The organism is Variovorax sp. RKNM96, from assembly GCF_017161115.1.
GTDB lineage: Bacteria > Pseudomonadota > Gammaproteobacteria > Burkholderiales > Burkholderiaceae_C > Variovorax.
This window is the reverse complement of the sequence record NZ_CP046508.1, coordinates 2313838-2337704: the sequence shown is the minus strand read 5'-3', so window position 1 is coordinate 2337704 and position 23867 is coordinate 2313838. Positions and strand designations below refer to the sequence as shown.

Sequence of the window (23867 nt, the reverse complement as noted above, 5' to 3'; positions counted from 1 at the left end):
CACCCCGCAAGGGCTGCAATCGATCAACGGCGGCACAAGACGACAGGCATCGCACGATGAGTTCGCTGAAGGAATTGCAGGACCTGATTCACGAGAAGTACGGCATCGAGCCGTCGAAACTCGACCCCAACGCCTCGATGCGCGAAACCGGCGGTCTCGATTCGCTGGCGCTGGCCGAATTCCTCTTTGCCATCGAAGACCACTTCGGCATCACCATGCCCGACGAGGACGCGAGCATCGACACCCTGGCCGAGCTCGCGCAGCTGGTCGACAAGGTCCGGGCCGCGAAGGTCGCGTGAACCACCACGAGGTTGCCGTCACCGGGCTGGGCGTCATGGCGCCCCATGGCGACGAGCCCGGCGCGCTGTTCGAGGCGCTGCTGCAGGGCCGCTCGGCCATCCAACCCGTCTTTCCCGAATTGCCCAAGCCGGCCGCCGCCGCCACGGTGGCCTTCGACGAGACGCGCTGGTTCACCAAGCTCCAGCTCGCGGGCGTCGACCGTGTCAGCCAGCTCGCGATGGCCGCGGCCGACCTTGCGCTGCGCGATGCGAACAAGCCCCTGGCCGATGTCGACCTTGAACGCGTCGGCGTCTACGCCGGCTGCGGCATGGGCGGCGCGGCCGCGCTCGAGGCGGCCTACCGCGGCAATGGTCGCGTGTCGCCGCTCACCATTCCGGCCTTCATGCCCAACGCGCCCGCGGCCCACGTGGCGATGCGCAACGGTGTGCTCGGCCCGGTACTCACCTATTCCGTCGCCTGCGCGTCCTCGTCGGTGGCCATCGCCGAAGCAGCCAAGGCGATCCAGCGCGGCGAAGTCGACATCGCCATTGCCGGCGGCAGCGAGGCGCTGATCGTGCCGGGTGTGGTGCTGGCCTGGCAGGCGATGCAGACGCTGGCCACCTTCCAGCCCGGCGAAGCGGCCGGCGCGGTGCGGCCGTTCGCGAGCGACCGCAGCGGCTTCGCGCTTGGCGAAGGCGCAGCCTTCCTGGTGCTCGAATCCGCCGAGCGCGCACGCCGCCGCGGCGCACGCAGCTACGCCACGCTGGCCGGCTGGGGCCTGAGCAGCGATGCCACCCATCTCACCAAGCCGGACGCCCCCGGTCAGGCGCGCGCGTTGCGCCAAGCGCTGCGGCTGGCCGGCCTGCAGCCGCGCGACGTGGGCTACTGCAACGCGCACGGCACGGCCACGCGCATCGGCGACGTGGTCGAACGCAATGCACTCGCGGAGGTGTGGGGCGATGATTTCAACGACCTGCGCGTCAGCTCGACCAAGGCGTTGCACGGCCACATGCTCGGCGCGGCGGGCGCCATCGAGGCGCTCATCACGGTGCTCGCGCTGCATCGTCGGCAGCTGCCGCCCAATGCGAACTGCAGCGAGATCGATCCGGCCTGCAGCATGAACCTCGTGATGCAGGACGACACTGCCGCACCGGCGCTCGAAGCGGCGATGAGCAATTCCTTCGCCTTCGGCGGCACGAATTCGGTGCTGCTTTTCCGCCGCGCTGATTAAGCCTGTGCCGGCTGCGACGCGGCCCCCGCCTCGCAGAGCCACGCCACGAAAGCCTCCGCCAGCGGATCGGCCGTCCGGTTCGGCGCCATGAACACGCTGTAGCCGCGGCTAGACGGCGCCCGGTGCGCGCATGCGAGTTGCAACTCGCCCGAACGCAGCTCGCGCTCCACGTAGTACAGCGGCACCAGCCCCACGCCGAGATCCGCGCGCACCGCGGCCACCAGCGAAGAGAACAGATCGAAGCGGTGCCCCGTTACCAGGCTCTCGGGCGGCTGCGCATGCGGCGTCTGCGCGAACCATTCCTCCCACGCGCCCATGCGCGTGCGCAGCTGGAGCAGCGGCGCAGCGCGGAAATCGCCGCGCGCCATCGCGGTCCGGCCCTTCGCGCGCGGGGCGCACACCGCCACGCAGAACTCGCCCATCAACGGCCGCGCATCGGCGCCGGGCCACACCGCGTCGTCGTACTGCACGCCCACGTCGAACGGCATGTCGGCCATGTAGAGGTCGGTGGGAAACACCTGCAGGTGCAGGCTGCATCCGGGATGCCGCGCGATGAATTGCGGCAGCAGCGGCGTGAGCCAGCCCTCCGCCAGCACGGGCACCGCGCCGACGATCAGCCGCAGACCGTCGACGCGCTGTGCCATCGCTTCGAGCGTGTGGTTCTGCAGCCGCATCAGGTCGCCTGCGATCTGGCCGTGGTAGCGGCGCCCGGCGTCGGTGAGCTCGGTGCCGCGCGCGGTGCGCTGCACCAGCCGCACGCCGATCTGCGATTCGAGGAGCCGCAGCTGCTGGCTCACCGCGCTGTGCGTGAGGCACAGCTCCTCGGCCGCCTTGCCCACGCCATGATGGCGGGCCACCGCATCGAAGATCAGCAACGCACGGGTGCTCGGAATATGGCGGCGCATGGCGGGCTCGTAAGAAAAACTGACAAGGCCAAAGATTAAACCAGAGCAAGCGCGTCACTTGACCATAAGAATTGCTGACGGCGCCACGCCGCTGGCGCACCTCTTCACCTTCAAGGACACCCCACCGTCATGCCTCGCTCCGCGTCATTCCGCCTTGCCCCGATCGTCCTCGCCCTGGCTTGCGCCGCCTGCATCGCCCAGGCCCAGAACACCGCCGTCGCGGCCACGCCCGCGCAGGTCCGCCCCGAGATCGACAAGGCCTACACGCAGCTGATGGCAGCACCCGCGATCCAGAAGCTGCTCGATGCGGTGAAGGCCGATCACGAGCGCTCGGTCGAAGACCTGAAGATGCTCACGGAGATCGAAGCGCCCCCGTTCAAGGAACAGAAACGCGCCCAAGCCTTCCTCGCGCGCATGAAGGCCCTCGGCCTGACCGACGCGAAGATCGATGCAGAGGGCAACGTGGTCGGCCTGCGCAAGGGCACGGGCAATGGCCCCAAACTCCTGATCTCCGCGCATCTGGACACGGTGTTCCCCGCCGGCACCGACGTGAAGGTGAAGGAGCGCGACGGCAAGCTCTACGCCCCCGGCATCTCCGACGACACACGCGGTCTCGCCGTCCTGCTGTCGTGGCTCAAGGTGCTGAACGACGACAAGGTCCAGACCGTGGGCGACCTCCTGATCGTCGGCAACGTCGGCGAGGAAGAGCTGGGCAACCTGCGCGGCATCAAGGCGATCTTTCGCGACAACCTGGACATCGACGGCATGGTCGGCCTCGAACCGGCCCCTGACGGCACGGTGCTGATGCTGGGCACGGGCAGCCACCGCTACGAGGTCACCTTCAAGGGCCCGGGCGGCCACAGCTTCGGTGCCTTCGGCCAGGTGCCCAGCGCGATCCACGGCATGGGCCGCGCGATCGCCAAGATCGCCGACGTGCGCACGCCCACGTTCCCCAAGACCACCTTCACCGTAGGCACCGTGGGCGGCGGCACCTCGGTGAACACCATCGCACCCGATGCGCGCATGGCCATCGACATCCGTTCCGACGAAATGGCACCGCTGCTGGAGACCGAGAAGAAGATCCTCGCGGCCATCGACGAAGCGGTCGAGGAAGAGAACAAGCGCTGGAACGTGACCACACTGAGCGCGAGCCGCAAGCTGATCGGCGACCGGCCCGGCGGCCGCACGCAGTCGGACACGGTGATCGTCGAGGCCGCCACGCGCGCGAACAGCGCCTTCGGCCACAAGACCCTGCTGACGGGCGCAAGCACCGACGCCAACGTGCCGATGTCGCTGGGCATCCCGGCGATCATCATCGGTGCCGGCGGCAAGACGGGGGGCTTCCACGCGCTGTCGGAATGGATCGACGTGACCGATGGCTGGAAGGGTGCGCAGAACTCGCTCGTCACGGTGCTGGGGCTGGTCGGCGTGCAGGGCACGAGCGAGCCGCTGCTGGAGAAGCGCGCGCCGCGCAAGAACTAGGGCGAGCCTCGCGAGCCATGTCCCCGGAAATGACGGGGACTCTCCGGTATGCTGGTGGACGCTTCTCTCCCATTGCCTTCCAAGGAGACCACCATGCATGCACGCTCCACACTCATTGCCCTGGCCCTGCTCGCCGCAGGCGCCTCGGCGCAGGCCAACGACCTGCTCGACCAACTGAAGGAAAAGGCCGGCGCGGCCGCCAGCTCGCAAGGCGGCAGCTCCGCGCTCGGCAACCTCGGCTTCAAGATGCCCGCGATCGGCTCCAGCAGCATCGGCAGTGCCGCCGGCGTGCTGCAGTACTGCGTGAAGAACAACTACCTCGGCGGCGATGCGGCCTCGGTGAAAGACAAGCTGCTGGCCAAGATCACCGGCCAGAAGCAGCAGGAAAAAAACTTCGAAAGCGGCGCGAAGGGTTTGTTGAAGGGCGGCGACGGCAAGACGCTCAACATGAAGATCCTGTCGTCCAAGGTGAAGGAAAAGGCCTGCGACTACGTCCTGAAGAACGCCACTTCACTGATCTGACCCGACAGCTTCCCGTCTTGCCCCCGCGCGGCGCACCGCGCATGTGCTTGCCTGTTTCTCCCCGTGCGCGCGTAACGACTTCATGACTCCGGCTGCCTCCCCCTCTTCCCTGCGCCAGCGCCTCGCGCGCTGGGTTCCCTGTCTTGCATGGCCCCGCCCTTCCGCGGCGCTGCTGCGCAGCGAGGCGATGGCCGGCATCACCGTGGCGCTGATGGTCATTCCGCAAGGCGTGGCGTATGCGGCGCTGGCCGGCATGCCGCTGGTGACCGGCGTGTACGCGGCGCTGTTTCCCGCGCTGATCGCGGTGATGTTCAGTTCGTCGCAGCGGCTGTCGGTCGGGCCGACGGCGCTCACCAGCCTGCTGGTCGGCGCCTCGCTCGCGCCGCTCGCGGTGGCGGGCAGCGCCGAGTGGGTGGCGATGGCGGTGTGGCTCACGCTGATGTCCGGTGCGATCCAGATCGTGCTCGGCGCGGGACGCTTCGGCTGGCTGCTGCGGCTCGTCAATTCACCGGTGCTGATCGGCTTCACGCAGGGCGCGGCGGTGCTGATCGCGATCTCGCAACTGCCGTCGCTTCTGGGCTTTACCGGGCGCACGATTCCCCAGGTGCTGCAGGGCGGGCCGCTGCCCGACCTGACCGCCATCGCCTTCGGCCTCGGCAGCATCGCGGTGCTGTGGCTGGGCAAGCGGTTCATGCCGCGCTTTCCGACCACGATGGCGCTGGTGGCCGGCGCGGCCGCCATCAGCTGGGGCATCAACTACGCGCTGCGTGGCGGCGCTGTGGTCGGCAGCCTGCCTTCTGGGCTGCCCTCGTTCTACTGGCCCGGCCTGCTCCCCTTGGGCACCTTCAGCGCGCTGGTGCTGCCCGCATTGATGATCACGCTGGTGAGCTTCCTGGAAACCGCCTCCAGCGCCAAGGTCGACAACGCGCGCGCCGGCACGCTGTGGAACGAAAACCAGGACCTGATCGGCCAGGGCCTGGCCAAGCTGGCCTCGGGCTTCACGGGCGCGTTTCCGACCAGCTCGTCGTTCTCGCGCTCGGCCATCACGCTCTATGCGGGCGCGCAGACCGGCTGGGCGACGCTCTTCAGCGTGGTGGTGGTGGCCGGTGCGCTGCTGTGGCTGATGCCGCTGCTGTACCACGTGCCGCAGGCGGTGCTGGCGGCCGTGGTGGTCACGGCCATCCTCGGGCTGGTGAAGCCCGCGAGCTTCACGGCGCTGTGGCGCATCTCGCGCATCGAGGCGGGCATTGCCTTCGGCACCTTCGTGCTGACCATCGCGACCGCACCCAGCATCTACTGGGGCGTGCTCGGCGGCCTGCTCGCGAGCATGGCGCACTACATGTACCGCCACCTGCATCCGCGCATCATCGAAGTGGGCCTGCATCCTGACGGCAGCCTGCGCGACCGCAACCTCTGGAAGCTGCCGCCGCTCGCGCCGCAGCTCTATGCGCTGCGCATGGACGCCGAACTCGACTTCGCCTCCGCCTCCACGCTCGAACGTGCGCTCACCGTCGCACTGGCCGACCGCCCCGACCTCACCGACGTGTGCCTCTTCGCGCAGCCCATCAACCGCATCGACATCACCGGCGCCGAGGTGTTCGGCTCGATCCGCCGGATGATGGAATCCAAGGGCGTGCGATTGCACCTGAGCGGCATGAAGTTGCCGGCGATGCAGGTGCTCGAACGCGCCGGCCTGCTCGCCCCCGGCCCGATGCTCTTCAGCTACCGCACCGACGGCGAAGCACTGGCTGCGCTGATGCCGCGGATCGACGTGCCCACGGAAGCCGAAACCGCAGGCTGAGCCCGGCCCCATGAAAACCACCATCGAAGAACTCGTCGCGTTCCGCACGGTGGTGGATACCGGCTCGATCACCGCCGCGGCCGAGCAGCTCGGGCACACGGTCTCGGGCATCAGCCGCGCGCTCAGCCGGCTCGAGCAGAAGCTCGACACCACGCTGATGCGCCGCACCACGCGGCGCCTGGAACTCACCGAGGAAGGCGCGGCCTTCCTGCAGCGCACCCGCGCGATCCTCGATGCCATCGACGACGCCGAAGAGCAGATGGCCGCGCGCCGCGAGCAACCGGCCGGGCGGCTGCGCGTGAACGCCGCCTCGCCGTTCATGCTGCATGCCATCGTGCCGCTGGTGCCCGAGTTCCGGAAGCTCTATCCGCAGATCAGCCTGGAGCTGGACACCGACGACCTGCCCATCGACCTCCTGGAGCGCCGCACCGACATCGCGATCCGCATCGGCCCGCTGCGCGACTCCACGCTGCATGCACGGCCGCTCGGCTCGCACCGCCTGCGCGTGCTTGCGAGCCCGGCGTACCTGGAGGCGCACGGCAAGCCGCGCAAGGTGACGGATCTTGCCGATCACGCGCTGCTGGGTTTCACCCAGCCCGAGTCGCTCAACCGCTGGCCGCTGCGCGGCGAGAACGGCATCCACGGCGACGAATGGCCCATCGTGCCCACGCTCGCCGCATCGAGCGGCGAAACGCTGCGCCAGCTCGCGCTCGCCGGCGCGGGCATCGTGTGTCTTGCGGATTTCATGACCAGCGCCGACCGCGCGAGCGGCGCGCTGGTGCAGGTGCTGGCGAAGGAAACGGTGGACGTGCGCCAGCCGGTGAACGCGGTGTATTACCGCAACACGCAGCTGTCGGCGCGGATCACTTCGTTTCTGGATTTCCTGTCGCAGCGCATGACTTGATGCGGGCGCTTATTTCGGCTGGGCCGAAACGAAGCGCTCCACCGCCGCCGACTTGATCTCGTACCCGCTCACGCCCATGTCCGCCGAGGCGTAGCGCGCCGCCTTCAGGATGCCGCTGACCTTGACCGTGTCCATTGCGTGCAGGCCCTTGAAGGCCTGGTCGGCGATCACGTGCACGATCTGGTTGGCGGGCGGCGGCGGGGTGTGGATGCAGGCGCCGAAGTACGGCACCAGCAGGAATTCGCGGATGCCGTCCTGGGTGCTGTCGAGCGGCACCACAAAACCCGCGAGCTTGGCCGCGGTGCCGTCGAGCGCCACGTTGACCGGCGCGTTGTCCCAGACGGCGCGCATCTCGTCGAGCATCTGGATCGCGCGCGGGTCGTTGTCGCGCAGCGCCTCCAGGCTGATGTTGCGGTAGCGCTTGGTCGGGTCCCAGCTCTTGGGGATGAGCTCGTCCCACTTGAGTTCCGGGGCCGAAGCCAGGTTCGCGCTCGCCGCCGCGGAGCCAGGACCGCAGCCGGCCAGCAGCGCAGCGGCGGCCGCCAGGAGAAACGCCGACAGCACGGCGGGCGAAAAGAACCTTCTCATGACCACGATTTTGCTTGGGAGATGTTTCATTCCCGTAAAGCAGGGTCTTTGGCATTCAATTCGTCGCAATTCACACAAATGGATGACCACGCGCCAGAATGCCGCACCACGATTTCGAGGAGATCCGCATGGCAGCTACAGGATGGCTGGGACTCACGTCCCTCGGCTTGGTTCACACCGCGATCAGCCTGATCGCCGTCTTTGCGGGGATCGTCGCCCTGCTGCGCTACAAGGAAATCACCCTGCGCACCGGATGGGGCCAGGTTTTCGTCTGGACCACGGTGCTCACCTGCCTGACCGGCTTCGGCATCTTCCAGCACGGCGGTTTCGGCAAGCCGCATGCGCTGGGCATTCTCACGCTGGTTGCGCTCGCGGTGGGCGCGCTGGCCGGCCGGAGCAGCCTCGGCAAGAACTCGCGCTACATCGAGGCCATTGCCTATTCGGCCAGCTTTCTCTTCCACTGGATTCCGGCCTTCACCGAAACCCTGACCCGCCTGCCGCTGGGGGCGCCGCTGCTGCCGAGCGCCGAGGCGCCCGAACTCAAGGCGATCACCGCGGTGCTCGGCGCGCTGTACCTGGTCGGCGTGACGCTGCAGATCAAGCGGCTGCGCGGCGACAAGCCGGTCAGTCCCGCACAGGTCCGCGCAGGTTCTTGATCTGCGCGCGCTGGCTCTTGCCTTCGAGCCGGCGCTGCTTCGAACCGTAGGTGGGCTTGGTGGCGCGCCGCACGCGCGGCGGCGTGGCGACGGTGTCTACCACCGCCTGCAGGCGCACGAGCGCATCGGCGCGGTTCATCTCCTGCGTGCGGTGCTGCTGCGCCTTGAGCACGAAGACGCCTTCCTGCGTGATGCGGCTGTCGCGCAGTGCGAGCAGCCGCTCTTTCACATCGGCGGGCAATGAGCTTGCGGGGATGTCGTAGCGCAGGTGCACCGCGCTGGACACCTTGTTGACGTTCTGACCGCCCGCGCCCTGCGCCCGGATGGCGCTGATCTCGACTTCGTCGGGATCGATCAGGAGGGGTGGGCGGAGCATGAAGGCGAGTGTGCCTTCAAACGCGTTCGACGACGGCGAAGGAGGATCAACCGCGAGAGACCGATTTCGGCGAGACGTCGGTCACGTCGCTCGCGCTGCCGCGGATGCGCTCCGGGCTGCGCACCGACTCACCGCGCGCACGGGCGCTGGCCACGTCGGCGGCGGTGGGCTCGGCCGGATTTGCCGCATTGCGAAACCGGTCGAAGCCCGAGCGCGGATTGAAGCGCCCGCCCATCGAAGCCATCCATGGCGTCACGGGCTTGCCCGTGAGACGTCCCCAGGCGTAGCGCACGCCCCACACGGCCGCCAGCAGCATGACCGCGACGGCCAGGCTGGCCGCGAACACCAGCCCCAGAAGCAGAAGAATGACGCGAAGAATGAAGTTCATCATCCGACTTTAGGCCGAAGCAGCCGCCGTTGGTTCCCCGCCCTTGGTGAACGAGAACTGGCCCGGCGACTGGATCGGGTCGGTGTTGACCTCGATCGTGTCCTTCGGCCCGAAGCTGCCATCGAGCAACAGCCGCGAGAGCGGGTTCTCGATGCGCTGCTGGATCGCACGCTTCAACGGCCGCGCACCGAACACCGGATCGAAGCCGACCTTGGCGATCTCGGCCAGCGCCGCGGGCGACACCTCCAGGCCCAGGTCCATCTTCGCGAGACGGGCCTTGAGCACCTTCAGCTGGATCGCGGCGATCGATTCGATGTTCTTCGCGTCGAGCGCATGGAACACGACCGTTTCGTCGATGCGGTTCAGGAACTCGGGGCGGAAGTAGTTCTTCAGCTCGTCCCACACCGCTTCCTTGATCTCCTCGGAAGGCTTGCCCACCATGGCCTGGATGATGGGCGAGCCGATGTTGCTCGTCATCACGATCACCGTGTTCTTGAAGTCCACGGTGCGGCCCTGGCCGTCGGTGAGGCGCCCATCGTCGAGCACCTGCAGCAGCACGTTGAAGACATCGGGGTGCGCCTTCTCGACCTCGTCGAGCAGCACCACGCTGTAGGGCTTGCGGCGCACGGCCTCGGTGAGGTAGCCGCCCTCTTCGTAGCCCACGTAGCCCGGCGGCGCGCCGATGAGGCGGGCGACCGAATGCTTCTCCATGAACTCGCTCATGTCGATGCGGATCAGGTGGTCTTCGCTGTCGAACAGGAAGCCCGCGAGCGCCTTGCACAGCTCGGTCTTGCCCACGCCCGTTGGGCCGAGGAACAGGAACGAGCCCGTGGGGCGGTTCGGATCGGACAGGCCCGAGCGCGAACGGCGGATCGCATTCGCGACCGCACCGATGGCCTCGTCCTGGCCGACCACGCGCTCATGCAGCTTGTCTTCCATCACGAGCAGCTTGTCGCGCTCACCCTGCATCAGCTTGGCGACCGGGATGCCGGTGGCGCGCGCCACGACTTCGGCGATTTCTTCCGCGCCGACCTGGGTGCGCAGCAGCGTGGGCGCGCTGGACTTGCCCTTGCTCGCCTCGCTGGCCTCGGCTTCCTTCAGGCGCTTCTCGAGCGCGGGCAGCTGGCCGTATTGGAGCTCGGCCAACTTGTTGAAGTCGCCCTTGCGCTCCCATTCCTTGATCTCGGTCTTGAGCTTCTCGATTTCCTCGCGGATGTGCGCGCTGCCCTGGGCCTGGGCCTTCTCGGCCTGCCAGATCTCGTCGTAGTCGGCGATCTCCTTCTGCAGCTTGGCGATCTCGTCCTCGATGAGGTTGAAGCGCTTCTGCGAGGCCTCGTCCTTCTCGCGACGCACGGCTTCGCGCTCGATCTGCAGCTGGATCAGGCGGCGGTCGAGACGGTCCATCACCTCCGGCTTGGAGTCCATCTCGATCTTGATCTTGGCCGCAGCCTCGTCGATCAGGTCGATGGCCTTGTCGGGCAGGAAGCGGTCGGTGATGTAGCGGTCACTCAACTCGGCCGCGGCCACGATGGCCGGGTCGGTGATCTGCACGCCGTGGTGCACTTCGTACTTTTCCTGCAGGCCGCGCAGGATCGCGATGGTCGCTTCGACCGACGGCTCGCCCACGATGATCTTCTGGAAGCGGCGCTCCAGGGCCGCATCTTTCTCGATGTACTTGCGGTATTCGTCCAGCGTGGTGGCGCCCACGCAGTGCAGCTCGCCGCGCGCGAGCGCGGGCTTGAGCATGTTGCCCGCGTCCATCGCGCCCTCGGCCTTGCCGGCGCCGACCATGGTGTGCAGTTCGTCGATGAAGACGATGGTCTGGCCTTCGTCCTTCGCAAGTTCGTTGAGCACGGTCTTCAGGCGCTCCTCGAATTCGCCGCGGAACTTGGCGCCGGCCAGCAGCGAAGCCATGTCGAGCGACAGCACGCGCTTGCCCTTGAGCGAATCGGGCACCTCGCCCGCGACGATGCGCTGCGCGAGGCCTTCGACGATGGCGGTCTTGCCCACGCCGGGTTCGCCGATGAGCACGGGGTTGTTCTTGGTGCGGCGTTGCAGCACCTGGATGGCACGGCGGATTTCCTCGTCGCGGCCGATGACCGGGTCGAGCTTGCCGAGGCGCGCGCGCTCGGTCAGGTCCATGGTGTATTTCTTGAGCGCTTCACGCTGGCCTTCGGCATCGGCGCTGTTCACGCCCTGCCCGCCGCGCACGGCGTCGATGGCCGACTCGAGCGACTTGCGGCTCAAGCCGTTTTCTTTCGCGATCTTGCCGATGTCGGACTTGCTGTCCGCCACGGCCAGAAGGAAGAGCTCACCGGCGATGAACTGGTCATTGCGCTTGATGGCCTCCTTCTCGGTGGCCTGCAGCAGCTTGCCCAGGTCGGGGCCGACCTGCACGATGTCGTGGCCCTGCACCTGCGGCAGTTTCTTGATGGCAGCCTCGGCCGCCTGCAAGAGACCCGGCGCATTGACGCCGGCCCGCTCCAGCAGCGCGCGCGGGCCGTCGTCCTGACGCAGCATCGCGACCAGCAGGTGGGCCGGTTCGATGTAGGCGTTGTCGTTGCCGAGCGCCAGCGTCTGCGCGTCGCTCAGCGCTTCCTGAAATTTGGTGGTGAGTTTGTCTTGTCGCATGGTGGTATTCCTGCATCCAAAATAGGGCCGTTCGGGCACGATTCAAGGTTGCAAATCGGGCCTGTGCCGTGGGCACGGGTATTGCACGGTGCCCCGCCCCTTCCTGCCGTAGGCATTTCTCTCTCTCGAATGGAGTCGATCATGGTTTTTTCAATGCAGCGCGTTCAGCCGGTTCGCCGCGCGCTCAGCGCCAGCCTCTTTTTAGCCGCCATGAGCCTGTGCGGCCTTGCGCAGGCGCAAAGCGGCACGCCCATCCGCCTGCTCGTGGGCTTTCCGGCCGGCGCGGGCACTGATGCCATTGCACGCACACTGGGCGAAAAACTCAAGGACGTGCTGGGCGTCCCGGTGGTGGTCGAGAACCGCGCCGGCGCGGGCGGCCAGATCGCGGCAACGGTGCTGAAGTCGTCGCCCGCCGACGGCCACACGCTGTTCCTCACGCACGACCACACCATCTCGATCCTGCCGCAGGTGGTGAAGAACCCCGGCTTCAACCCCGCCACAGACTTCGTGCCCGTGGCCGGCTTCGCCACCTTCGCCAACGTGCTGGCCGTCTCTGGCGGCACGCCGGCCAAGAGCATCGACGAGTACGTGAAATGGGTCCGCACCGCCAAGGGCGGCAAGGAGACCATCGGCATCCCCGCGCCCGCATCGATTCCCGAATTCCTCGTGAAGATGATCTCGGACAAGTACAAGATCGACGTGCAGCCCGCGCCCTACCGCGGCAGCGCCCCGATGACGGCCGACATGCTGGGCAACCAGATCACCGCGGGCATCGCCTCGGTGCCGGACTTCATCGAGAACCACAAGGCGGGCAAGGTGCGCATCGTGGCCTCCATCGGCGCCAAGCGCCAGGCAGTGATTCCGAACGTGCCGACCTTCACCGAACTGGGCTTCTCGAACCTGGAAGACCTGCCCTACTACGGCATCTTCGCGCCGGTGGGCACACCGCAGCCGATCATCGACAAGTACGGCGATGCGCTGCAGAAAGTACTGGCGATGCCCGATGTGAAGCAGAAGCTCACGACGATGGGGCTGACGGTCGGCTACGAGCCGCAGGGGCAGTTCGCGGGCCGTGTGCGCACGTACACGCAGACCTGGGAGCGGATCATCCAGGCCAGCGGCTTCAAGCCGCTTTAAGCATTCGGGGCAGAGATGCCCCAGCGCGCCAGCGCCGCGTCGTCGCTGACGCGCGCATCGACCCAGCGGGCGCCTTCGGGCGTCTGTTCTTTTTTCCAGAACGGGGCCTGGGTCTTCAAGTAATCCATCAGGAACTCGCAGGCCTCGAAGCTCTGGCCGCGGTGGGCCGAGATCACCGCCACCATCATGATCTGGTCGAGCGGCTGCAGCAGGCCGACACGGTGGATCACGCGGGCGCCGAGGATGTCGAAGCGCTTGTGCGCCTCGTCGATCATGGCCTCGATGGCCTTCTCGGTCATGCCGGGGTAGTGCTCCAGTTCCATCGAGGCGATGGTGCTGCCATCGTTGCGGTCCCTTACCGTGCCGATGAAGCTGCAGACCGCGCCCACGCGCTTGTCGCCCGCACGCAACGTGGCGAGCTCCTGGCTTAAGTCGAAATCACCCGTCTGGATCGAAACACGCGCAACGCTCATGTCCGGATTGTGTCATCGAGATAGACTGCGTCCATGCCTTGCCTCGCCACGCTCTCCACGGTGCTTTCGCACCCCGAGAGCCGTTGCGCGCGCCAGGGCAGCAAAGCCAAAAAACCAAAGCTCGTCTGACCGGAGCTGCGGTTCCGTCGTCGGATGAGCGACGGAACCTGCCAAGAGGCTTTGACCCCCTGCATGGTTGTGCGCGCATCGGACGGTGGTTCTTTCCATCGGTTGATTCCTGAAAGGAAGCCTGCGTGCCACAACAACAGCCCATCTCCCCCACCCCCGATTTCTCGGGCCTCTGGATTCCGCTCGTCACGCCGTTCCGTGACGGCGCGGTCGACCATGCCGCCCTCGCCGCGCTGACACGCCGGCTTGCCGACAACGGCGTGGCCGGCTTCGTGGTCTGCGGCTCGACCGGCGAAGCTGCCGCACTCGACGAGGCGGAGCAACTGGCTTCGCTCGACACGGTACTGGCCGCTGCCGGCGGCCTGCCGGTCGTCATGGGCCTCTCGGGCTACCACCTGGGCAAGACGACGACCTGGGTGCGCAAGCTCTCGGAACGGCCGCTGGCGGGTCTTCTCGTGCCCGCGCCGCACTACATCCGCCCTTCGCAGGCGGGCCTCCTCGAATGGTTCCGCGCGATCGCCGATGCGAGCGCGGTGCCGGTGTTGATCTACGACATCCCCTATCGCACCGGCGCCACCCTCTCGCGCGAGACGCTGCTGGCGCTGGCAGCACATCCGCGCATCCAGGGCATCAAGGACTGCGGCGGCGACATGGCCAAGACGCGCGCCCTGATCGCCGATGGCCGGCTGCAAGTGCTGTCGGGCGAAGACCACCAGATTTTCTCGACGGTGGCCGAAGGCGGCGTGGGCGCCATCGCAGCGAGCGGGCATGTGCAGACGAAGCGCTTCGTGCAGGTGCTGCGCCTGCTGGCCGACAACCGCGTGGCCGAAGCGCGCGCCGAATGGCAGCCGTTGCAGCCGCTGATCGAGATGCTGTTCGCCGAATCGAACCCCGGCCCGGTGAAGGCGCTGTTGGCCCACGGCGGCGCGATGCGCGACGAGCTGCGCTCGCCGATGACCCGCGCCTCCGACGACCTGCGCGAGCGCCTGGTAGCGCTGGACACGCGACTCAGCCGCCCGTAACCGGCGGGAAGAACGCGACCTCGCAGCCTTCGTGCAGGGCTGCGGCTTCGTCGCTCATGACCTGGTCGAGCGCCATGCGCACCGCCCGGCCGCGCGCGAGGGCGGTGGCGTGCGCCCCGCCGCGCGCGATGAGCTCGTCGCGCAGCGCAGCGAGCGTTTCGGCATGGGTGTCGACGGTTTCGTTGCTGCTGGAGAGCGCCTCGCGCACCGAGGCGAAGTAACGGATCTGGACCTTCATGGGAATGTCAGGCGAGCAGCGAGGCGAAGGGAATGAAGTTCACGGTGTCGCCCGACTTGATCGTCTGGCCCGAGGGGTTGTCGACCACGCCATCGCCCCAGACCATCGAGGTGAGCACGCCCGAGCTCTGGTTGGCGAACAGGTCGAGCCCGCCCGCCGCGTTGCGCCGTGCGCGCAGGAATTCGCGGCGCTTGTCGGCGCGCGGCCAGTCGAAATCGGCGCGCATCTGCACGGCCTCGGGCGTCACGCGATCGGCGCCCTGCAGCGTCAGCAGAAAGGGCCGCACGAGCATCAGGAAGGTCAGGAAGCTCGACACCGGATTGCCGGGCAGCCCCGTCACGTGGCACACGCCCTGCCCGTTGCTGCGCGGAATGGACCCATAGGCGAAAGGCTTGCCGGGCTTCATCGACAGCGACCAGAGCTGCAGTTCGCCGAGCGACTGGAGAGCGGCGCGGATGTGGTCTTCCTCGCCGACGGAGACGCCACCGGTCGTGATGATCAGGTCGCTCGCCTCGGCCGCATCGCGCAGTGCCGCGATGGTGGTCTCGCGGTTGTCGGGCACGATGCCCAGGTCGTTCACCTCGCAGCCCAGCCGGTGCAGCAAGGCGCGCATGAAGAAGCGGTTGGAGTTGTAGATCGCGCCGGGCTTCATCGCGTCGGGCGCGACCTCGCCGGGCATCACCAGCTCGTCGCCGGTGGAGAGCATCGCCACGCGCGGCTTGCGGGCGACCTGCAGCTTGTGGAAGCCGACACTGGCCGCGAGACCGAGCGCGGCGGGCGTGAGACGTTCGCCCTTCTTCAGCACGACATCGCCGGAGGCCACGTCCTCGCCCGCGCGGCGGACCCATTGGCCGGCCACTGGAACGATGGCCACGCGCACCGAACCCAGGCCGCCTTCCTGCGGCGTGGCGCTGGTGTCTTCCTGCATCACGACGGCGTCGGCGCCCTCGGGAATCTGCGCGCCGGTGAAGATGCGCGCCGCGGTGCCGGCCGCGAGCGGCGTGCCCACCGTGCCGGCGGGAATGCGCTGCGTCACCTCGAGCACGGCGCCGGGCGCGGCGCAGTCGGCCGCGCGCACCGCGTAGCCATCCATCGCGCTGTTGTCGCGCGGCGGGACAGTGAGGCCGGAGACGAGATCCTGCGCGAGCACGCGGCCGTCGGCGTCGAAGGTGACGACGCTTTCATCGGGCAACTTCGGCACGGCCTTGGCCAGCAATTGCGCGATGGCCTCGTCCAGCGGCATCAGCGGGGGCCGCGCGTTGGACGCGGAGAACGGAACGGGTGTGTCAGCCATGGTGTCCCGGGTTGTACTCGAAGCGCTCGCCATTGGCGATGAGCCACTGCGCGATGGCCTCTGCGTCGTTGAGGTCGAAAAGCGGCCGTTCAGTGGGTGTCGGCAGGCTGGCCGGGTCGTCCGTGGCGACGGCGGTGACGAATGGATCGTCGGTGTAGAGCACCGGCCGCGATGGCTCGCCGCCTTCGGGCTGGCGCCAGATCTCGATCTTCAGCACGTCGCTGTGCCGGAAGCCCTCGACCAGCACCCAGTCGGCGGCCGGATGCACCTCGGCCAGCAGTTGGTGCACGCTGAGCTCCACGGGGAGCTCGAACTCCCGCATGACCGCCAGCCGCTGGTCGGACGCGACCACCACCTCGAAGGCGCCCGCCTCGCGGTGACGGTACGTGTCCTTGCCGGGATGGTCGATGTCGAACTTGTGGTGCGCATGCTTGACCACCGACACGCGCTGGCCGAGCCGCTTGAGCGCCGGGATCAGCCGCTCCAGCAGCGTGGTCTTGCCCGCGCCCGAATAGCCGGCGAAACCGACGACCTTCATGCCCGGGCCCGGCCGCGGTCAGTCACAGTTCTGGGCGATGTAGGCCTTGACGGCCTCGGCGTCCGCCGGCAGCTTGACCACGCGCTTGGGCAGCGCCTCGATGCCTTCGAACTTCGCGGGCCGGTCGGGTTCGTGGCCCAGGGCTTCGACGATCGTGGCGGCGAACTTGATCGGCAGCGCGGTTTCGAGCACCACCATCGGCACGCCGGACACGAGGAATTCGCGCGCGGCCTTCAGGCCGTCGGCCGTGTGCGGATCGACCAGCGTGGCAAAGCGCTTCTCGGTGTCGCGGATGGTGGCCAGGCGATCGGCGTGCGTGCTGCGGCTGCTCTTGAAGCCGAAGCGTTCGGCCGCCTGCCCGAAGGCCGGGTCGGCGCTCAGGTCGAAGCGGCCTTCGAGGCCCAGGTCTTCGACGAACAGCTTGCGCAGCTTGCCGGCATCGCGGCCCACCAGGTCGAACACGAAGCGCTCGAAGTTGCTGGCCTTGCTGATGTCCATCGACGGGCTGGAGGTCTCGTGCGTGTCGGCCGCGCCGCGCACGCGGTAGATGCCGGTGCGGAAGAACTCGTCGAGCACGTCGTTCTCGTTGGTGGCGACCACCAGCGTCTGGATCGGCAGGCCCATCATGCGCGCCACATGGCCCGCGCAGACGTTGCCGAAGTTGCCCGAGGGCACGGTGAAGCTCACCGGCTTGTCGTTGCTCGCCGTGGCCTGGAAATAGCCCGCGAAGTAATAGACGACCTGCGCGAGCAGCCGCGCCCAGTTGATCGAGTTGACCGTGCCGATGCGGTACTTGCGCTTGAAGCCCAGGTCGTTGGACACCGCCTTCACGATGTCCTGGCAGTCGTCGAACACGCCGGTGATGGCGATGTTGTGGATGTTCTCGTCCTGCAGGCTGAACATCTGCGCCTGCTGGAACGGGCTCATGCGGCCGTCCGGCGAGGTCATGAAGACGCGCACGCCCTTCTTGCCGCGCATGGCGTACTCGGCCGCGCTGCCGGTGTCGCCGCTGGTGGCGCCCAGGATGTTGAGTTCGGCGCCGCGGCGTCCCAGTTCGTACTCGAACAGGTTGCCCAGCAGCTGCATCGCCATGTCCTTGAAGGCCAGCGTGGGGCCGTTGGACAGGGCTTCGATGTACACGCCGTCTTCGAGCTCGCGCAGCGGCACGATCTCGTCGGTGCCGAACACCTCGGCGGTGTAGGTCCTGGCGCAGATGGCCTTCAGGTCGGCCGGCGCGATGTCGTCGATGTAGAGCGAGAGGATCTCGAAGGCCAGTTCGGCATACGGCAGGTCACGCCACTTGGCGAGCGTGGCGGTGTCGATCTGCGGATACTTTTCCGGCAGGTACAGGCCGCCATCGGGCGCGAGGCCTTCGAGGAGGATTTCGCAGAAGCGCTTGCGGTCGGGGTGGCCGCGGGTGCTCAGGTAGTTCACGGTATTCCTCTGTGCCGTCCTCAGGACAGCTCTTCCTTGCGGATGCGCACGATCGGCTCCAGCACGGTCGGCAGCGCCTGCAGCTCGGCCAGCACGTCGTTGACAGTGCCTTCGCGCGCATCGTGCGTGAGGATGATGAGGTCGGTCTGCGTCGAGCCCTCGCCGCCCACTTCGTCGGCTTCACGCTGCAGTACCGCGTCGATGCTGATGCCGGCGGTGGCCAACAGGCCCGTCACCTTGGCGAGCACGCCGGCCTGGTCGGCCACGCGCAGGCGCAGGTAGTAGCTGGTGACGACCTCGGCCATCGGCAGCACTTTGAGGTCGCTCATCGCATCGGGGTGGAAGGCCAGGTGCGGCACGCGGTGCGCGGCGTCGGCCGTGTGCAGGCGGGTGATGTCGACCAGGTCGGCGATCACCGCGCTGGCGGTCGGCTCGCTGCCGGCGCCCTTGCCGTAGTAGAGCGTGGTGCCGACGGCGTCGCCGTGCACCACCACCGCGTTCATCGCGCCTTCGACGTTGGCCAGCAGGCGCTTGGAGGGCACGAGCGACGGGTGCACGCGCAGCTCGATGCCCTTGGCCGTGCGCTTGGTGATGCCCAGGAGCTTGATGCGGTAGCCGAGCTGCTCGGCGTACTTGATGTCTTGCGCGGCGAGCTTGGTGATGCCCTCGATGTGGGCCTTGTCGAACTGCACCGGGATGCCGAACGCGATGGCGCTCATCAGCGTGACCTTGTGGCCGGCATCGACGCCTTCGATGTCGAAGGTCGGGTCGGCTTCGGCGTAGCCCAGGCGCTGGGCTTCCTTCAGCACGGTGGCGAAGTCCAGCCCCTTGTCGCGCATCTCGGAGAGGATGAAGTTGGTCGTGCCGTTGATGATGCCGGCCAGCCACTGGATGCTGTTGGCCGTGAGGCCTTCGCGCAGCGCCTTGATGATCGGGATGCCACCGGCAACGGCCGCTTCGAAGGCCACCATCACGCCCTTGGCATGCGCGGCCGCGAAGATCTCGGTACCGTGCACCGCCAGCAGCGCCTTGTTGGCTGTGACCACATGCTTGCCGGCCGCAATGGCTTCGAGCACCAGCTGCTTGGCGACGCCGTAGCCGCCGATCAGTTCGATGACGATGTCGATCTCAGGGTTGGCGATGATCTCGCGCGCATCGGCCACCACCTTGACGCCTTCGCCGGCCACTTCGCGGGCGCGGGCGGTGTCCAGGTCGGCCACCATGGTGATCTCGATGCCGCGGCCGGCGCGGCGCTTGATTTCTTCCTGGTTGCGCTGAAGCACCTTGAAGGTGCCGCTGCCGACCGTGCCTGCGCCGAGCAGGCCTACTTGGATGGGTTTCATTGGGAGAGTCGCGCTCATGGCGTTCATGGTTTGGATGGGGGGCGGCCTTCAGGCAGCACCGGCAAGGCGACGGCACATGCCGCCGCCAGCAGATTTCACTTTCCCGTCTTGCGGCGCAGGCGGTACTGCTCCAGGAACTTCGCGATGCGGTTGATGGCCTCGCGCAGGTCGTCTTCGTGGGGCAGGAACACGATGCGGAAATGGTCCGGCGTGGCCCAGTTGAAGCCGGTGCCCTGCACCAGCATCACGCGGGTTTCCTTGAGCAGCTCGAGGAAGAACTGGCGGTCATCCGCGATCGGGTAGACCTCGGGATCGAGCCTGGGGAACATGTAGAGCGCGGCGCTCGGCTTGACGCAGGTCACGCCCGGAATGGCGGTGATCAGTTCGTAGGCCAGGTCGCGCTGGCGGCGCAGTCGCCCACCGTCGCAGACCAGGTCGTTGATGCTCTGGTAGCCGCCCAGGGCCGTCTGGATGGCCCACTGGCCCGGCACGTTGGCGCACAAGCGCATGTTCGAGAGCATGTTCAGGCCCTCGATGTAGTCCTGCGCCGCGCGCTTGTCGCCCGAGACCACGACCCAGCCGGCGCGGTAGCCGCACGAGCGATAGCTCTTGGAAAGCGAATTGAAGGTGAGCGTGAGCACGTCGGTCGACAGGCTGGCGATGGCGGTGTGCTTCACGCCGTCGTACAGCACCTTGTCGTAGACCTCGTCGGCAAAGATCACGAGGCCGTGTTCGCGCGCAATGGCCACGATGCTCTTGAGCAGCTCGTCGGAATAGAGCGCGCCGGTCGGGTTGTTCGGGTTGATGACCACGATGCCCTTGGTACGCGGCGTGATCTTGGCGCGGATGTCGTCCAGGTTGGGCATCCAGCCGTTGGCCTCGTCGCACAGGTAATGCACCGGGGTGCCGCCGGACAAGCTGGTGGAGGCGGTCCACAGGGGGTAGTCGGGGGCCGGCAGGAGCAGCTCGTCGCCGTCGTCGAGCAGCGCGTTCGTGGACATGGCGATGAGCTCGCTGGCACCGTTGCCCAAGTAGATGTCGTCCAGCGTGACGCCGGCAATGCCCTGCTTCTGGGTCTCGTGCATCACCGCCTTGCGCGCGGCAAAGACGCCCTTGCTGTCCGAATAGCCCGCCGAATTCGGCAGGTTGCGGATCATGTCCTGCTGGATTTCCTCGGGCGCATCGAAGCCGAACACGGCGAGATTGCCGATATTGAGCTTGATGATCTTCTGGCCGTCCTCTTCCATCTGCTTGGCGGCATCCATGATGGGACCGCGGATGTCGTAGAGAACGTTGGCCAGCTTGGCCGATTTCTTGAGCTGCTTCAAAGGGCCCTCCCGGGCGTGTTTACTCGAGGGTCAAAGGCCCCTGCAGGCCTCGTGTCACTGGGGAAAACCTATAATTTGACCACAGTTCCCAGTGACCAGATGAAGCTCCAGCCCGACAAATCCGACGCCCAGTCCCTCACCGCACACGGCCCCGGCTGGGTCGCGATCAACAACGAAAAGGTCGAGGGCAGCGTGGTGGTCGGCTCCCGCGGCGAGCGTTTCGAGTGGAATTGCACCCGTTTCGACGAAATTGGCCCGGAACATTTCGCGCAATTGGCGGGATTGGGGGCCGAATTGATCATTTTCGGCAGCGGAACCCGCATTCGTTTCCCGCAGCCCGCCTGGCTCCAGCCCTTGATGGCGCAGCGCACCGGCGTCGAGACCATGGACACCCCGGCCGCCTGCCGGACCTACAACATCCTGGCCGGCGAAGGCCGGCATGTGATCGCCGCCCTGCTGATCGAGAGCCCGCCACCTGACTGAGAGGGTGTTTTCGGGGTAAAATAGCGGGTTGCGAACAGGCCAGCTACCCCAAAGTTAGCAACGACCAATCCTCCGCGCATCGAGTCTGCCCCAAAGAACTCGATCCACGGAATCTAACGGAGAAAACAAGTTTCATGGCGATCGTTGTCAACAAACCCATTCCTGAATTCGACGCCAACGCCACGGGCGGCCTCAAGGTCTCGAATACCTCGCATCTCGGCCACGTGCTGGTCATGTATTTTTACCCGAAAGATAACACCCCGGGTTGCACCACCGAAGCCATGCAGTTTCGCGACCGCTACAAGGACTTCGAAAAGGCCGGCGCCACCGTTTTCGGCGTTTCCCGTGACAACATGAAGTCGCACGACGAGTTCAAGGCCAAGCTCGAGCTGCCTTTCGAACTCATCGCCGACACCGAAGAAAAAATGTGCCACATGTTCGGCGTGGTCAAGAACAAGATCATGTACGGCAAGAAGGTCAAGGGCATCGAACGCAGCACCTTCCTGATCGGCGCCGACGGCATCCTGAAGGCCGAATGGCGCGGGCTCAAGGTTCCGGGCCACGTCGATGACGTGCTCAAGGCAGTCAAGGCGCTCAAGAAGGCCGCCTGATCGCAGCAGGAAATGCCAGCTTGCGCTTTTGCGCGATTTGCGTGGGGAATGCCCCACGCAGCGCGTAAAAGCGGCAAAGAGCCTCTGGCGTGTCATCTGCGGTGTGCATAATGGCCCTATGCCGTTGAGCTCCACGACCGCATCCTCCGAACAAAGCCGCCTAGGTCTTCAGGCGGCTTTTTCGTTTTCTGGTTTCCACTTTTTTGCGAGCGACCTCACTCATGCCATTGCCTCCCGCCCCCACGAAACGCGCCGCATTGCTTTCGCCGGACGCGATCGACGCGCCCGCCCGGTCCTCGCACAGGGGGTCGCGCCGCTCCGGCGACGAGCGCGCTGACGAGACGACCTCGAACGGGCCGAAGCCGCTGGAGCTGTTCGACAACCTGGGTTCCGAAGCAGGTGGCGGCGAAACCGCGCGCCCGTCGCGCCGGGCCAAATCCAGGCAGGCGCCCGCACCCGTGCCCGCTCCGCAACAACAGCCCGCCATCCAGGTCGAGACCCGGGTCCCCACGGCACCCGCCCCGACCTACGCACCCGCTCCCGCAGCGGTCGCGCCCCAGGCCCCGGCTCGCCCCAAGCGCAGCAAGTCCACCGGTCCGGCCAAGCTGTTCGTGCTCGACACGAACGTGCTGCTGCACGACCCGATGTGCCTGTTCCGCTTCGAGGAGCACGACATCTTCCTGCCGATGATCGTGCTGGAAGAGCTCGACGGACACAAGAAAGGCACCACCGAAGTCGCTCGCAACGGCCGCCAGACCAGCCGCACGCTCGATGCGCTGGCCGGCGCGCAGGACGCCGACATCGACAAGGGCCTGAAGCTCGACACCACCGGCCACCGCGAGGCCGGCGGCCGGCTGTTCTTCCAGACCGCCCCGCTCGACTACTCGCTGCCGATCAGCCTGCCGCAGGGCAAGGCCGACAACCAGATCCTGGGTGTCGTGCATGCGCTGCGCGACGAGTACGCCAAGGATCGCCCCGGCAAGCCGAAGCAGGAAGTGGTGCTGGTGTCGAAAGACATCAACATGCGCGTCAAGGCGCGCGCCCTGGGCCTTGCCGCCGACGACTACCAAAACGACAAGACGCTGGAAGACGGCGACCTGCTCTATGCCGGTTCGCTGGCGCTCCCGCCCGACTTCTGGACCCGCCAGAGCAAGACCGTCGAGAGCTGGCAGAGCGGCAGCAACACCTTCTACCGGATCAGCGGTCCGATCGTGCCCAATCTGTACATCAACCAGTTCGTCTTCTTCGAGGCGCCCGGCGAGCCGAGCATGTACGCGCGCGTCACCGAGATCCGCGACAAGACCGCGGTGCTCAAGACGCTCAAGGACTACAGCTCGGGCAAGAACGCGGTCTGGGGCGTGAACACGCGCAACCGCGAGCAGAACTTCGCGATGAACCTGCTGATGGACCCCGAGATCGACTTCGTCACGCTGACCGGCACCGCCGGCACCGGCAAGACCCTGATGGCGCTGGCCTCGGGCCTCACGCAAGTACTGGACGACCGCCGCTACACCGAGATCATCATGACCCGCGCGACCGTGAGCGTGGGCGAGGACATCGGCTTCCTGCCCGGCACCGAGGAAGAAAAGATGGGCCCCTGGATGGGCGCGCTGGACGACAACCTCGAGTTCCTCGCCAAGGGCGACGGCGGTGGTGCCGGCGAATGGGGCCGCGCGGCCACCAACGAGCTGATCCGCAGCCGCATCAAGGTCAAGAGCATGAACTTCATGCGCGGGCGCACCTTCCTGAACAAGTACGTGATCATCGACGAGGCGCAGAACCTGACGCCCAAGCAGATGAAGACGCTGATCACCCGCGCTGGCCCGGGCACCAAGATCATCTGCATGGGCAACCTGGCGCAGATCGATACGCCGTACCTCACGGAAGGCTCCTCGGGCCTCACCTTCGCGGTCGACAAGTTCAAGGGCTGGCCGCACGGCGGGCACATCACGCTGGCGCGCGGCGAACGCTCGCGCCTGGCCGATTTCGCGAGCGACGTGCTCTAAAAAGCCAGTCAACCAACCAGGCCCGCGCATGCTCCCCTGGGGCATCGCGGGCTTTTTTTCGCCCCGCG

24 protein-coding genes are annotated in these 23867 nt (G+C 66.9%); 12 read left to right on the top strand and 12 right to left on the bottom strand.

The genetic code is table 11. The annotated features are described in order from the left end of the window. The first annotated feature begins 56 nt into the window (after positions 1 to 56). Positions 57 to 299, top strand: coding sequence for an acyl carrier protein (locus tag GNX71_RS10730; protein ID WP_093434167.1), 243 nt, complete (start codon positions 57 to 59; stop codon positions 297 to 299). Next, the gene (locus GNX71_RS10725; RefSeq protein WP_206178291.1) at positions 296 to 1510 is read left to right on the top strand and encodes a beta-ketoacyl-[acyl-carrier-protein] synthase family protein; all 1215 of its coding nucleotides are present in this window, start codon (positions 296 to 298) and stop codon (positions 1508 to 1510) included. Before GNX71_RS10730 ends, GNX71_RS10725 begins: the two co-directional genes overlap by 4 nt. On the opposite strand, the gene GNX71_RS10720 is transcribed toward GNX71_RS10725, so the two are convergent. Next, positions 1507 to 2415 carry a LysR substrate-binding domain-containing protein gene (locus GNX71_RS10720; protein ID WP_206178290.1) on the bottom strand — a complete coding sequence of 303 codons (909 nt, stop codon included), beginning with the start codon at positions 2413 to 2415 and terminating at the stop codon, positions 1507 to 1509. The two genes, GNX71_RS10725 and GNX71_RS10720, sit on opposite strands and share 4 nt — an antisense overlap. A 129-nt stretch (positions 2416 to 2544) precedes the next feature. Between GNX71_RS10720 and GNX71_RS10715 the strand changes: the two genes are divergently transcribed. The 4 genes from GNX71_RS10715 to GNX71_RS10700 all read left to right on the top strand — a co-directional run bounded on the left by GNX71_RS10715 (position 2545) and on the right by GNX71_RS10700 (position 7124). After that, the gene (locus GNX71_RS10715) at positions 2545 to 3897 is read left to right on the top strand and encodes a M20/M25/M40 family metallo-hydrolase (RefSeq protein ID WP_206178289.1); all 1353 of its coding nucleotides are present in this window, start codon (positions 2545 to 2547) and stop codon (positions 3895 to 3897) included. A gap of 93 nt (positions 3898 to 3990) precedes the next feature. Continuing rightward, the gene (locus GNX71_RS10710) at positions 3991 to 4419 is read left to right on the top strand and encodes a DUF2501 domain-containing protein (protein ID WP_206178288.1); all 429 of its coding nucleotides are present in this window, start codon (positions 3991 to 3993) and stop codon (positions 4417 to 4419) included. An 82-nt stretch (positions 4420 to 4501) separates the two neighbouring features. Continuing rightward, positions 4502 to 6220, top strand: coding sequence for a SulP family inorganic anion transporter (locus GNX71_RS10705; RefSeq protein ID WP_206178287.1), 1719 nt, complete (start codon positions 4502 to 4504; stop codon positions 6218 to 6220). A gap of 10 nt (positions 6221 to 6230) precedes the next feature. Beyond that, on the top strand, positions 6231 to 7124 hold the full coding sequence (locus tag GNX71_RS10700) for a LysR family transcriptional regulator (RefSeq protein ID WP_206178286.1): 894 nt from the start codon (positions 6231 to 6233) through the stop codon (positions 7122 to 7124). Positions 7125 to 7133: 9 nt separating this feature from the next. On the opposite strand, the gene GNX71_RS10695 is transcribed toward GNX71_RS10700, so the two are convergent. Further along, on the bottom strand, positions 7134 to 7712 hold the full coding sequence (locus GNX71_RS10695; protein WP_206178285.1) for a DUF3299 domain-containing protein: 579 nt from the start codon (positions 7710 to 7712) through the stop codon (positions 7134 to 7136). Between the two features lie 128 nt (positions 7713 to 7840). Here GNX71_RS10695 and GNX71_RS10690 point away from each other — a divergent pair, with 128 nt between their 5' ends. Next, positions 7841 to 8368 carry a hypothetical protein gene (locus GNX71_RS10690; RefSeq protein ID WP_206178284.1) on the top strand — a complete coding sequence of 176 codons (528 nt, stop codon included), beginning with the start codon at positions 7841 to 7843 and terminating at the stop codon, positions 8366 to 8368. Here GNX71_RS10690 and arfB read toward each other — a convergent pair. Genes arfB through clpB form a run of 3 tightly spaced genes read right to left on the bottom strand, consistent with a single transcriptional unit; the run spans position 8337 to position 11763 of the window. Next, positions 8337 to 8744 carry an alternative ribosome rescue aminoacyl-tRNA hydrolase ArfB gene (gene arfB / locus GNX71_RS10685; protein WP_206178283.1) on the bottom strand — a complete coding sequence of 136 codons (408 nt, stop codon included), beginning with the start codon at positions 8742 to 8744 and terminating at the stop codon, positions 8337 to 8339. The two genes, GNX71_RS10690 and arfB, sit on opposite strands and share 32 nt — an antisense overlap. A gap of 46 nt (positions 8745 to 8790) precedes the next feature. After that, entirely contained in the window at positions 8791 to 9135 is a 345-nt protein-coding gene (locus GNX71_RS10680) for a hypothetical protein (protein WP_206178282.1), read from the bottom strand. A gap of 6 nt (positions 9136 to 9141) precedes the next feature. Continuing rightward, the gene (gene clpB / locus GNX71_RS10675) at positions 9142 to 11763 is read right to left on the bottom strand and encodes an ATP-dependent chaperone ClpB (protein ID WP_206178281.1); all 2622 of its coding nucleotides are present in this window, start codon (positions 11761 to 11763) and stop codon (positions 9142 to 9144) included. 141 nt (positions 11764 to 11904) lie between these two features. Here clpB and GNX71_RS10670 point away from each other — a divergent pair, with 141 nt between their 5' ends. After that, on the top strand, positions 11905 to 12900 hold the full coding sequence (locus GNX71_RS10670) for a Bug family tripartite tricarboxylate transporter substrate binding protein (protein ID WP_206178280.1): 996 nt from the start codon (positions 11905 to 11907) through the stop codon (positions 12898 to 12900). Here the strand turns inward: GNX71_RS10670 and GNX71_RS10665 are convergent. After that, positions 12897 to 13373, bottom strand: a complete 477-nt coding sequence (locus GNX71_RS10665; protein ID WP_206178279.1) for a molybdenum cofactor biosynthesis protein MoaE — start codon at positions 13371 to 13373, stop codon at positions 12897 to 12899. The genes GNX71_RS10670 and GNX71_RS10665 overlap by 4 nt on opposite strands. Positions 13374 to 13627: 254 nt before the next feature. On the opposite strand from GNX71_RS10665, the gene dapA reads away from it, so the two are divergent. Next, a complete protein-coding gene (dapA, locus tag GNX71_RS10660) occupies positions 13628 to 14524 on the top strand; it encodes a 4-hydroxy-tetrahydrodipicolinate synthase (RefSeq protein WP_206178278.1) in 897 nt (298 codons plus the stop codon). On the opposite strand, the gene GNX71_RS10655 is transcribed toward dapA, so the two are convergent. The 6 genes from GNX71_RS10655 to GNX71_RS10630 form a co-directional block, all read right to left on the bottom strand. Next, on the bottom strand, positions 14511 to 14762 hold the full coding sequence (locus GNX71_RS10655; RefSeq protein WP_206178277.1) for a MoaD/ThiS family protein: 252 nt from the start codon (positions 14760 to 14762) through the stop codon (positions 14511 to 14513). The two genes, dapA and GNX71_RS10655, sit on opposite strands and share 14 nt — an antisense overlap. 7 nt (positions 14763 to 14769) lie before the next feature. Then, the gene (gene glp, locus GNX71_RS10650) at positions 14770 to 16056 is read right to left on the bottom strand and encodes a gephyrin-like molybdotransferase Glp (protein WP_206178276.1); all 1287 of its coding nucleotides are present in this window, start codon (positions 16054 to 16056) and stop codon (positions 14770 to 14772) included. Then, positions 16049 to 16594, bottom strand: a complete 546-nt coding sequence (gene mobB / locus GNX71_RS10645; RefSeq protein WP_206178275.1) for a molybdopterin-guanine dinucleotide biosynthesis protein B — start codon at positions 16592 to 16594, stop codon at positions 16049 to 16051. Before mobB ends, glp begins: the two co-directional genes overlap by 8 nt. A gap of 18 nt (positions 16595 to 16612) precedes the next feature. Then, positions 16613 to 18028, bottom strand: a complete 1416-nt coding sequence (gene thrC, locus GNX71_RS10640; RefSeq protein WP_206178274.1) for a threonine synthase — start codon at positions 18026 to 18028, stop codon at positions 16613 to 16615. Positions 18029 to 18048: 20 nt separating this feature from the next. Continuing rightward, positions 18049 to 19371: a homoserine dehydrogenase gene (locus GNX71_RS10635; RefSeq protein WP_206178273.1), complete on the bottom strand. Its 1323-nt coding sequence runs from the start codon at positions 19369 to 19371 to the stop codon at positions 18049 to 18051. 95 nt (positions 19372 to 19466) lie between these two features. After that, positions 19467 to 20699, bottom strand: a complete 1233-nt coding sequence (locus GNX71_RS10630) for a pyridoxal phosphate-dependent aminotransferase (protein WP_206178272.1) — start codon at positions 20697 to 20699, stop codon at positions 19467 to 19469. A 99-nt stretch (positions 20700 to 20798) separates the two neighbouring features. Between GNX71_RS10630 and GNX71_RS10625 the strand changes: the two genes are divergently transcribed. The 3 genes from GNX71_RS10625 (at position 20799) to GNX71_RS10615 (ending at position 23799) form a co-directional block, all read left to right on the top strand. Beyond that, complete coding sequence (locus GNX71_RS10625) at positions 20799 to 21182, top strand: Mth938-like domain-containing protein (RefSeq protein WP_206178271.1); 384 nt, start codon at positions 20799 to 20801, stop codon at positions 21180 to 21182. Between the two features lie 134 nt (positions 21183 to 21316). Beyond that, a complete protein-coding gene (locus tag GNX71_RS10620; RefSeq protein WP_007830801.1) occupies positions 21317 to 21793 on the top strand; it encodes a peroxiredoxin in 477 nt (158 codons plus the stop codon). 221 nt (positions 21794 to 22014) lie between these two features. Next, the gene (locus GNX71_RS10615; RefSeq protein WP_206178270.1) at positions 22015 to 23799 is read left to right on the top strand and encodes a PhoH family protein; all 1785 of its coding nucleotides are present in this window, start codon (positions 22015 to 22017) and stop codon (positions 23797 to 23799) included. Positions 23800 to 23867: the final 68 nt, after the last annotated feature.

Bases quoted from the DNA above. Each gene is read 5' to 3' on its own strand.
- GNX71_RS10705 (WP_206178287.1), top strand. From the start codon at position 4,502: ATGACTCCGGCTGCCTCCCCCTCTTCCCTGCGCCAGCGCCTCGCGCGC.
- GNX71_RS10665 (WP_206178279.1), bottom strand. From the start codon at position 13,373: ATGAGCGTTGCGCGTGTTTCGATCCAGACGGGTGATTTCGACTTAAGC.
- GNX71_RS10715 (WP_206178289.1), top strand. From the start codon at position 2,545: ATGCCTCGCTCCGCGTCATTCCGCCTTGCCCCGATCGTCCTCGCCCTG.
- GNX71_RS10680 (WP_206178282.1), bottom strand. From the start codon at position 9,135: ATGATGAACTTCATTCTTCGCGTCATTCTTCTGCTTCTGGGGCTGGTG.
- clpB (WP_206178281.1), bottom strand. From the start codon at position 11,763: ATGCGACAAGACAAACTCACCACCAAATTTCAGGAAGCGCTGAGCGAC.
- GNX71_RS10620 (WP_007830801.1), top strand. From the start codon at position 21,317: ATGGCGATCGTTGTCAACAAACCCATTCCTGAATTCGACGCCAACGCC.
- GNX71_RS10670 (WP_206178280.1), top strand. From the start codon at position 11,905: ATGGTTTTTTCAATGCAGCGCGTTCAGCCGGTTCGCCGCGCGCTCAGC.
- GNX71_RS10690 (WP_206178284.1), top strand. From the start codon at position 7,841: ATGGCAGCTACAGGATGGCTGGGACTCACGTCCCTCGGCTTGGTTCAC.
- GNX71_RS10615 (WP_206178270.1), top strand. From the start codon at position 22,015: ATGCCATTGCCTCCCGCCCCCACGAAACGCGCCGCATTGCTTTCGCCG.
- GNX71_RS10720 (WP_206178290.1), bottom strand. From the start codon at position 2,415: ATGCGCCGCCATATTCCGAGCACCCGTGCGTTGCTGATCTTCGATGCG.
- GNX71_RS10700 (WP_206178286.1), top strand. From the start codon at position 6,231: ATGAAAACCACCATCGAAGAACTCGTCGCGTTCCGCACGGTGGTGGAT.
- glp (WP_206178276.1), bottom strand. From the start codon at position 16,056: ATGGCTGACACACCCGTTCCGTTCTCCGCGTCCAACGCGCGGCCCCCG.
- arfB (WP_206178283.1), bottom strand. From the start codon at position 8,744: ATGCTCCGCCCACCCCTCCTGATCGATCCCGACGAAGTCGAGATCAGC.
- GNX71_RS10695 (WP_206178285.1), bottom strand. From the start codon at position 7,712: ATGAGAAGGTTCTTTTCGCCCGCCGTGCTGTCGGCGTTTCTCCTGGCG.
- mobB (WP_206178275.1), bottom strand. From the start codon at position 16,594: ATGAAGGTCGTCGGTTTCGCCGGCTATTCGGGCGCGGGCAAGACCACG.
- GNX71_RS10710 (WP_206178288.1), top strand. From the start codon at position 3,991: ATGCATGCACGCTCCACACTCATTGCCCTGGCCCTGCTCGCCGCAGGC.
- GNX71_RS10655 (WP_206178277.1), bottom strand. From the start codon at position 14,762: ATGAAGGTCCAGATCCGTTACTTCGCCTCGGTGCGCGAGGCGCTCTCC.
- GNX71_RS10635 (WP_206178273.1), bottom strand. From the start codon at position 19,371: ATGAAACCCATCCAAGTAGGCCTGCTCGGCGCAGGCACGGTCGGCAGC.
- GNX71_RS10625 (WP_206178271.1), top strand. From the start codon at position 20,799: ATGAAGCTCCAGCCCGACAAATCCGACGCCCAGTCCCTCACCGCACAC.
- GNX71_RS10730 (WP_093434167.1), top strand. From the start codon at position 57: ATGAGTTCGCTGAAGGAATTGCAGGACCTGATTCACGAGAAGTACGGC.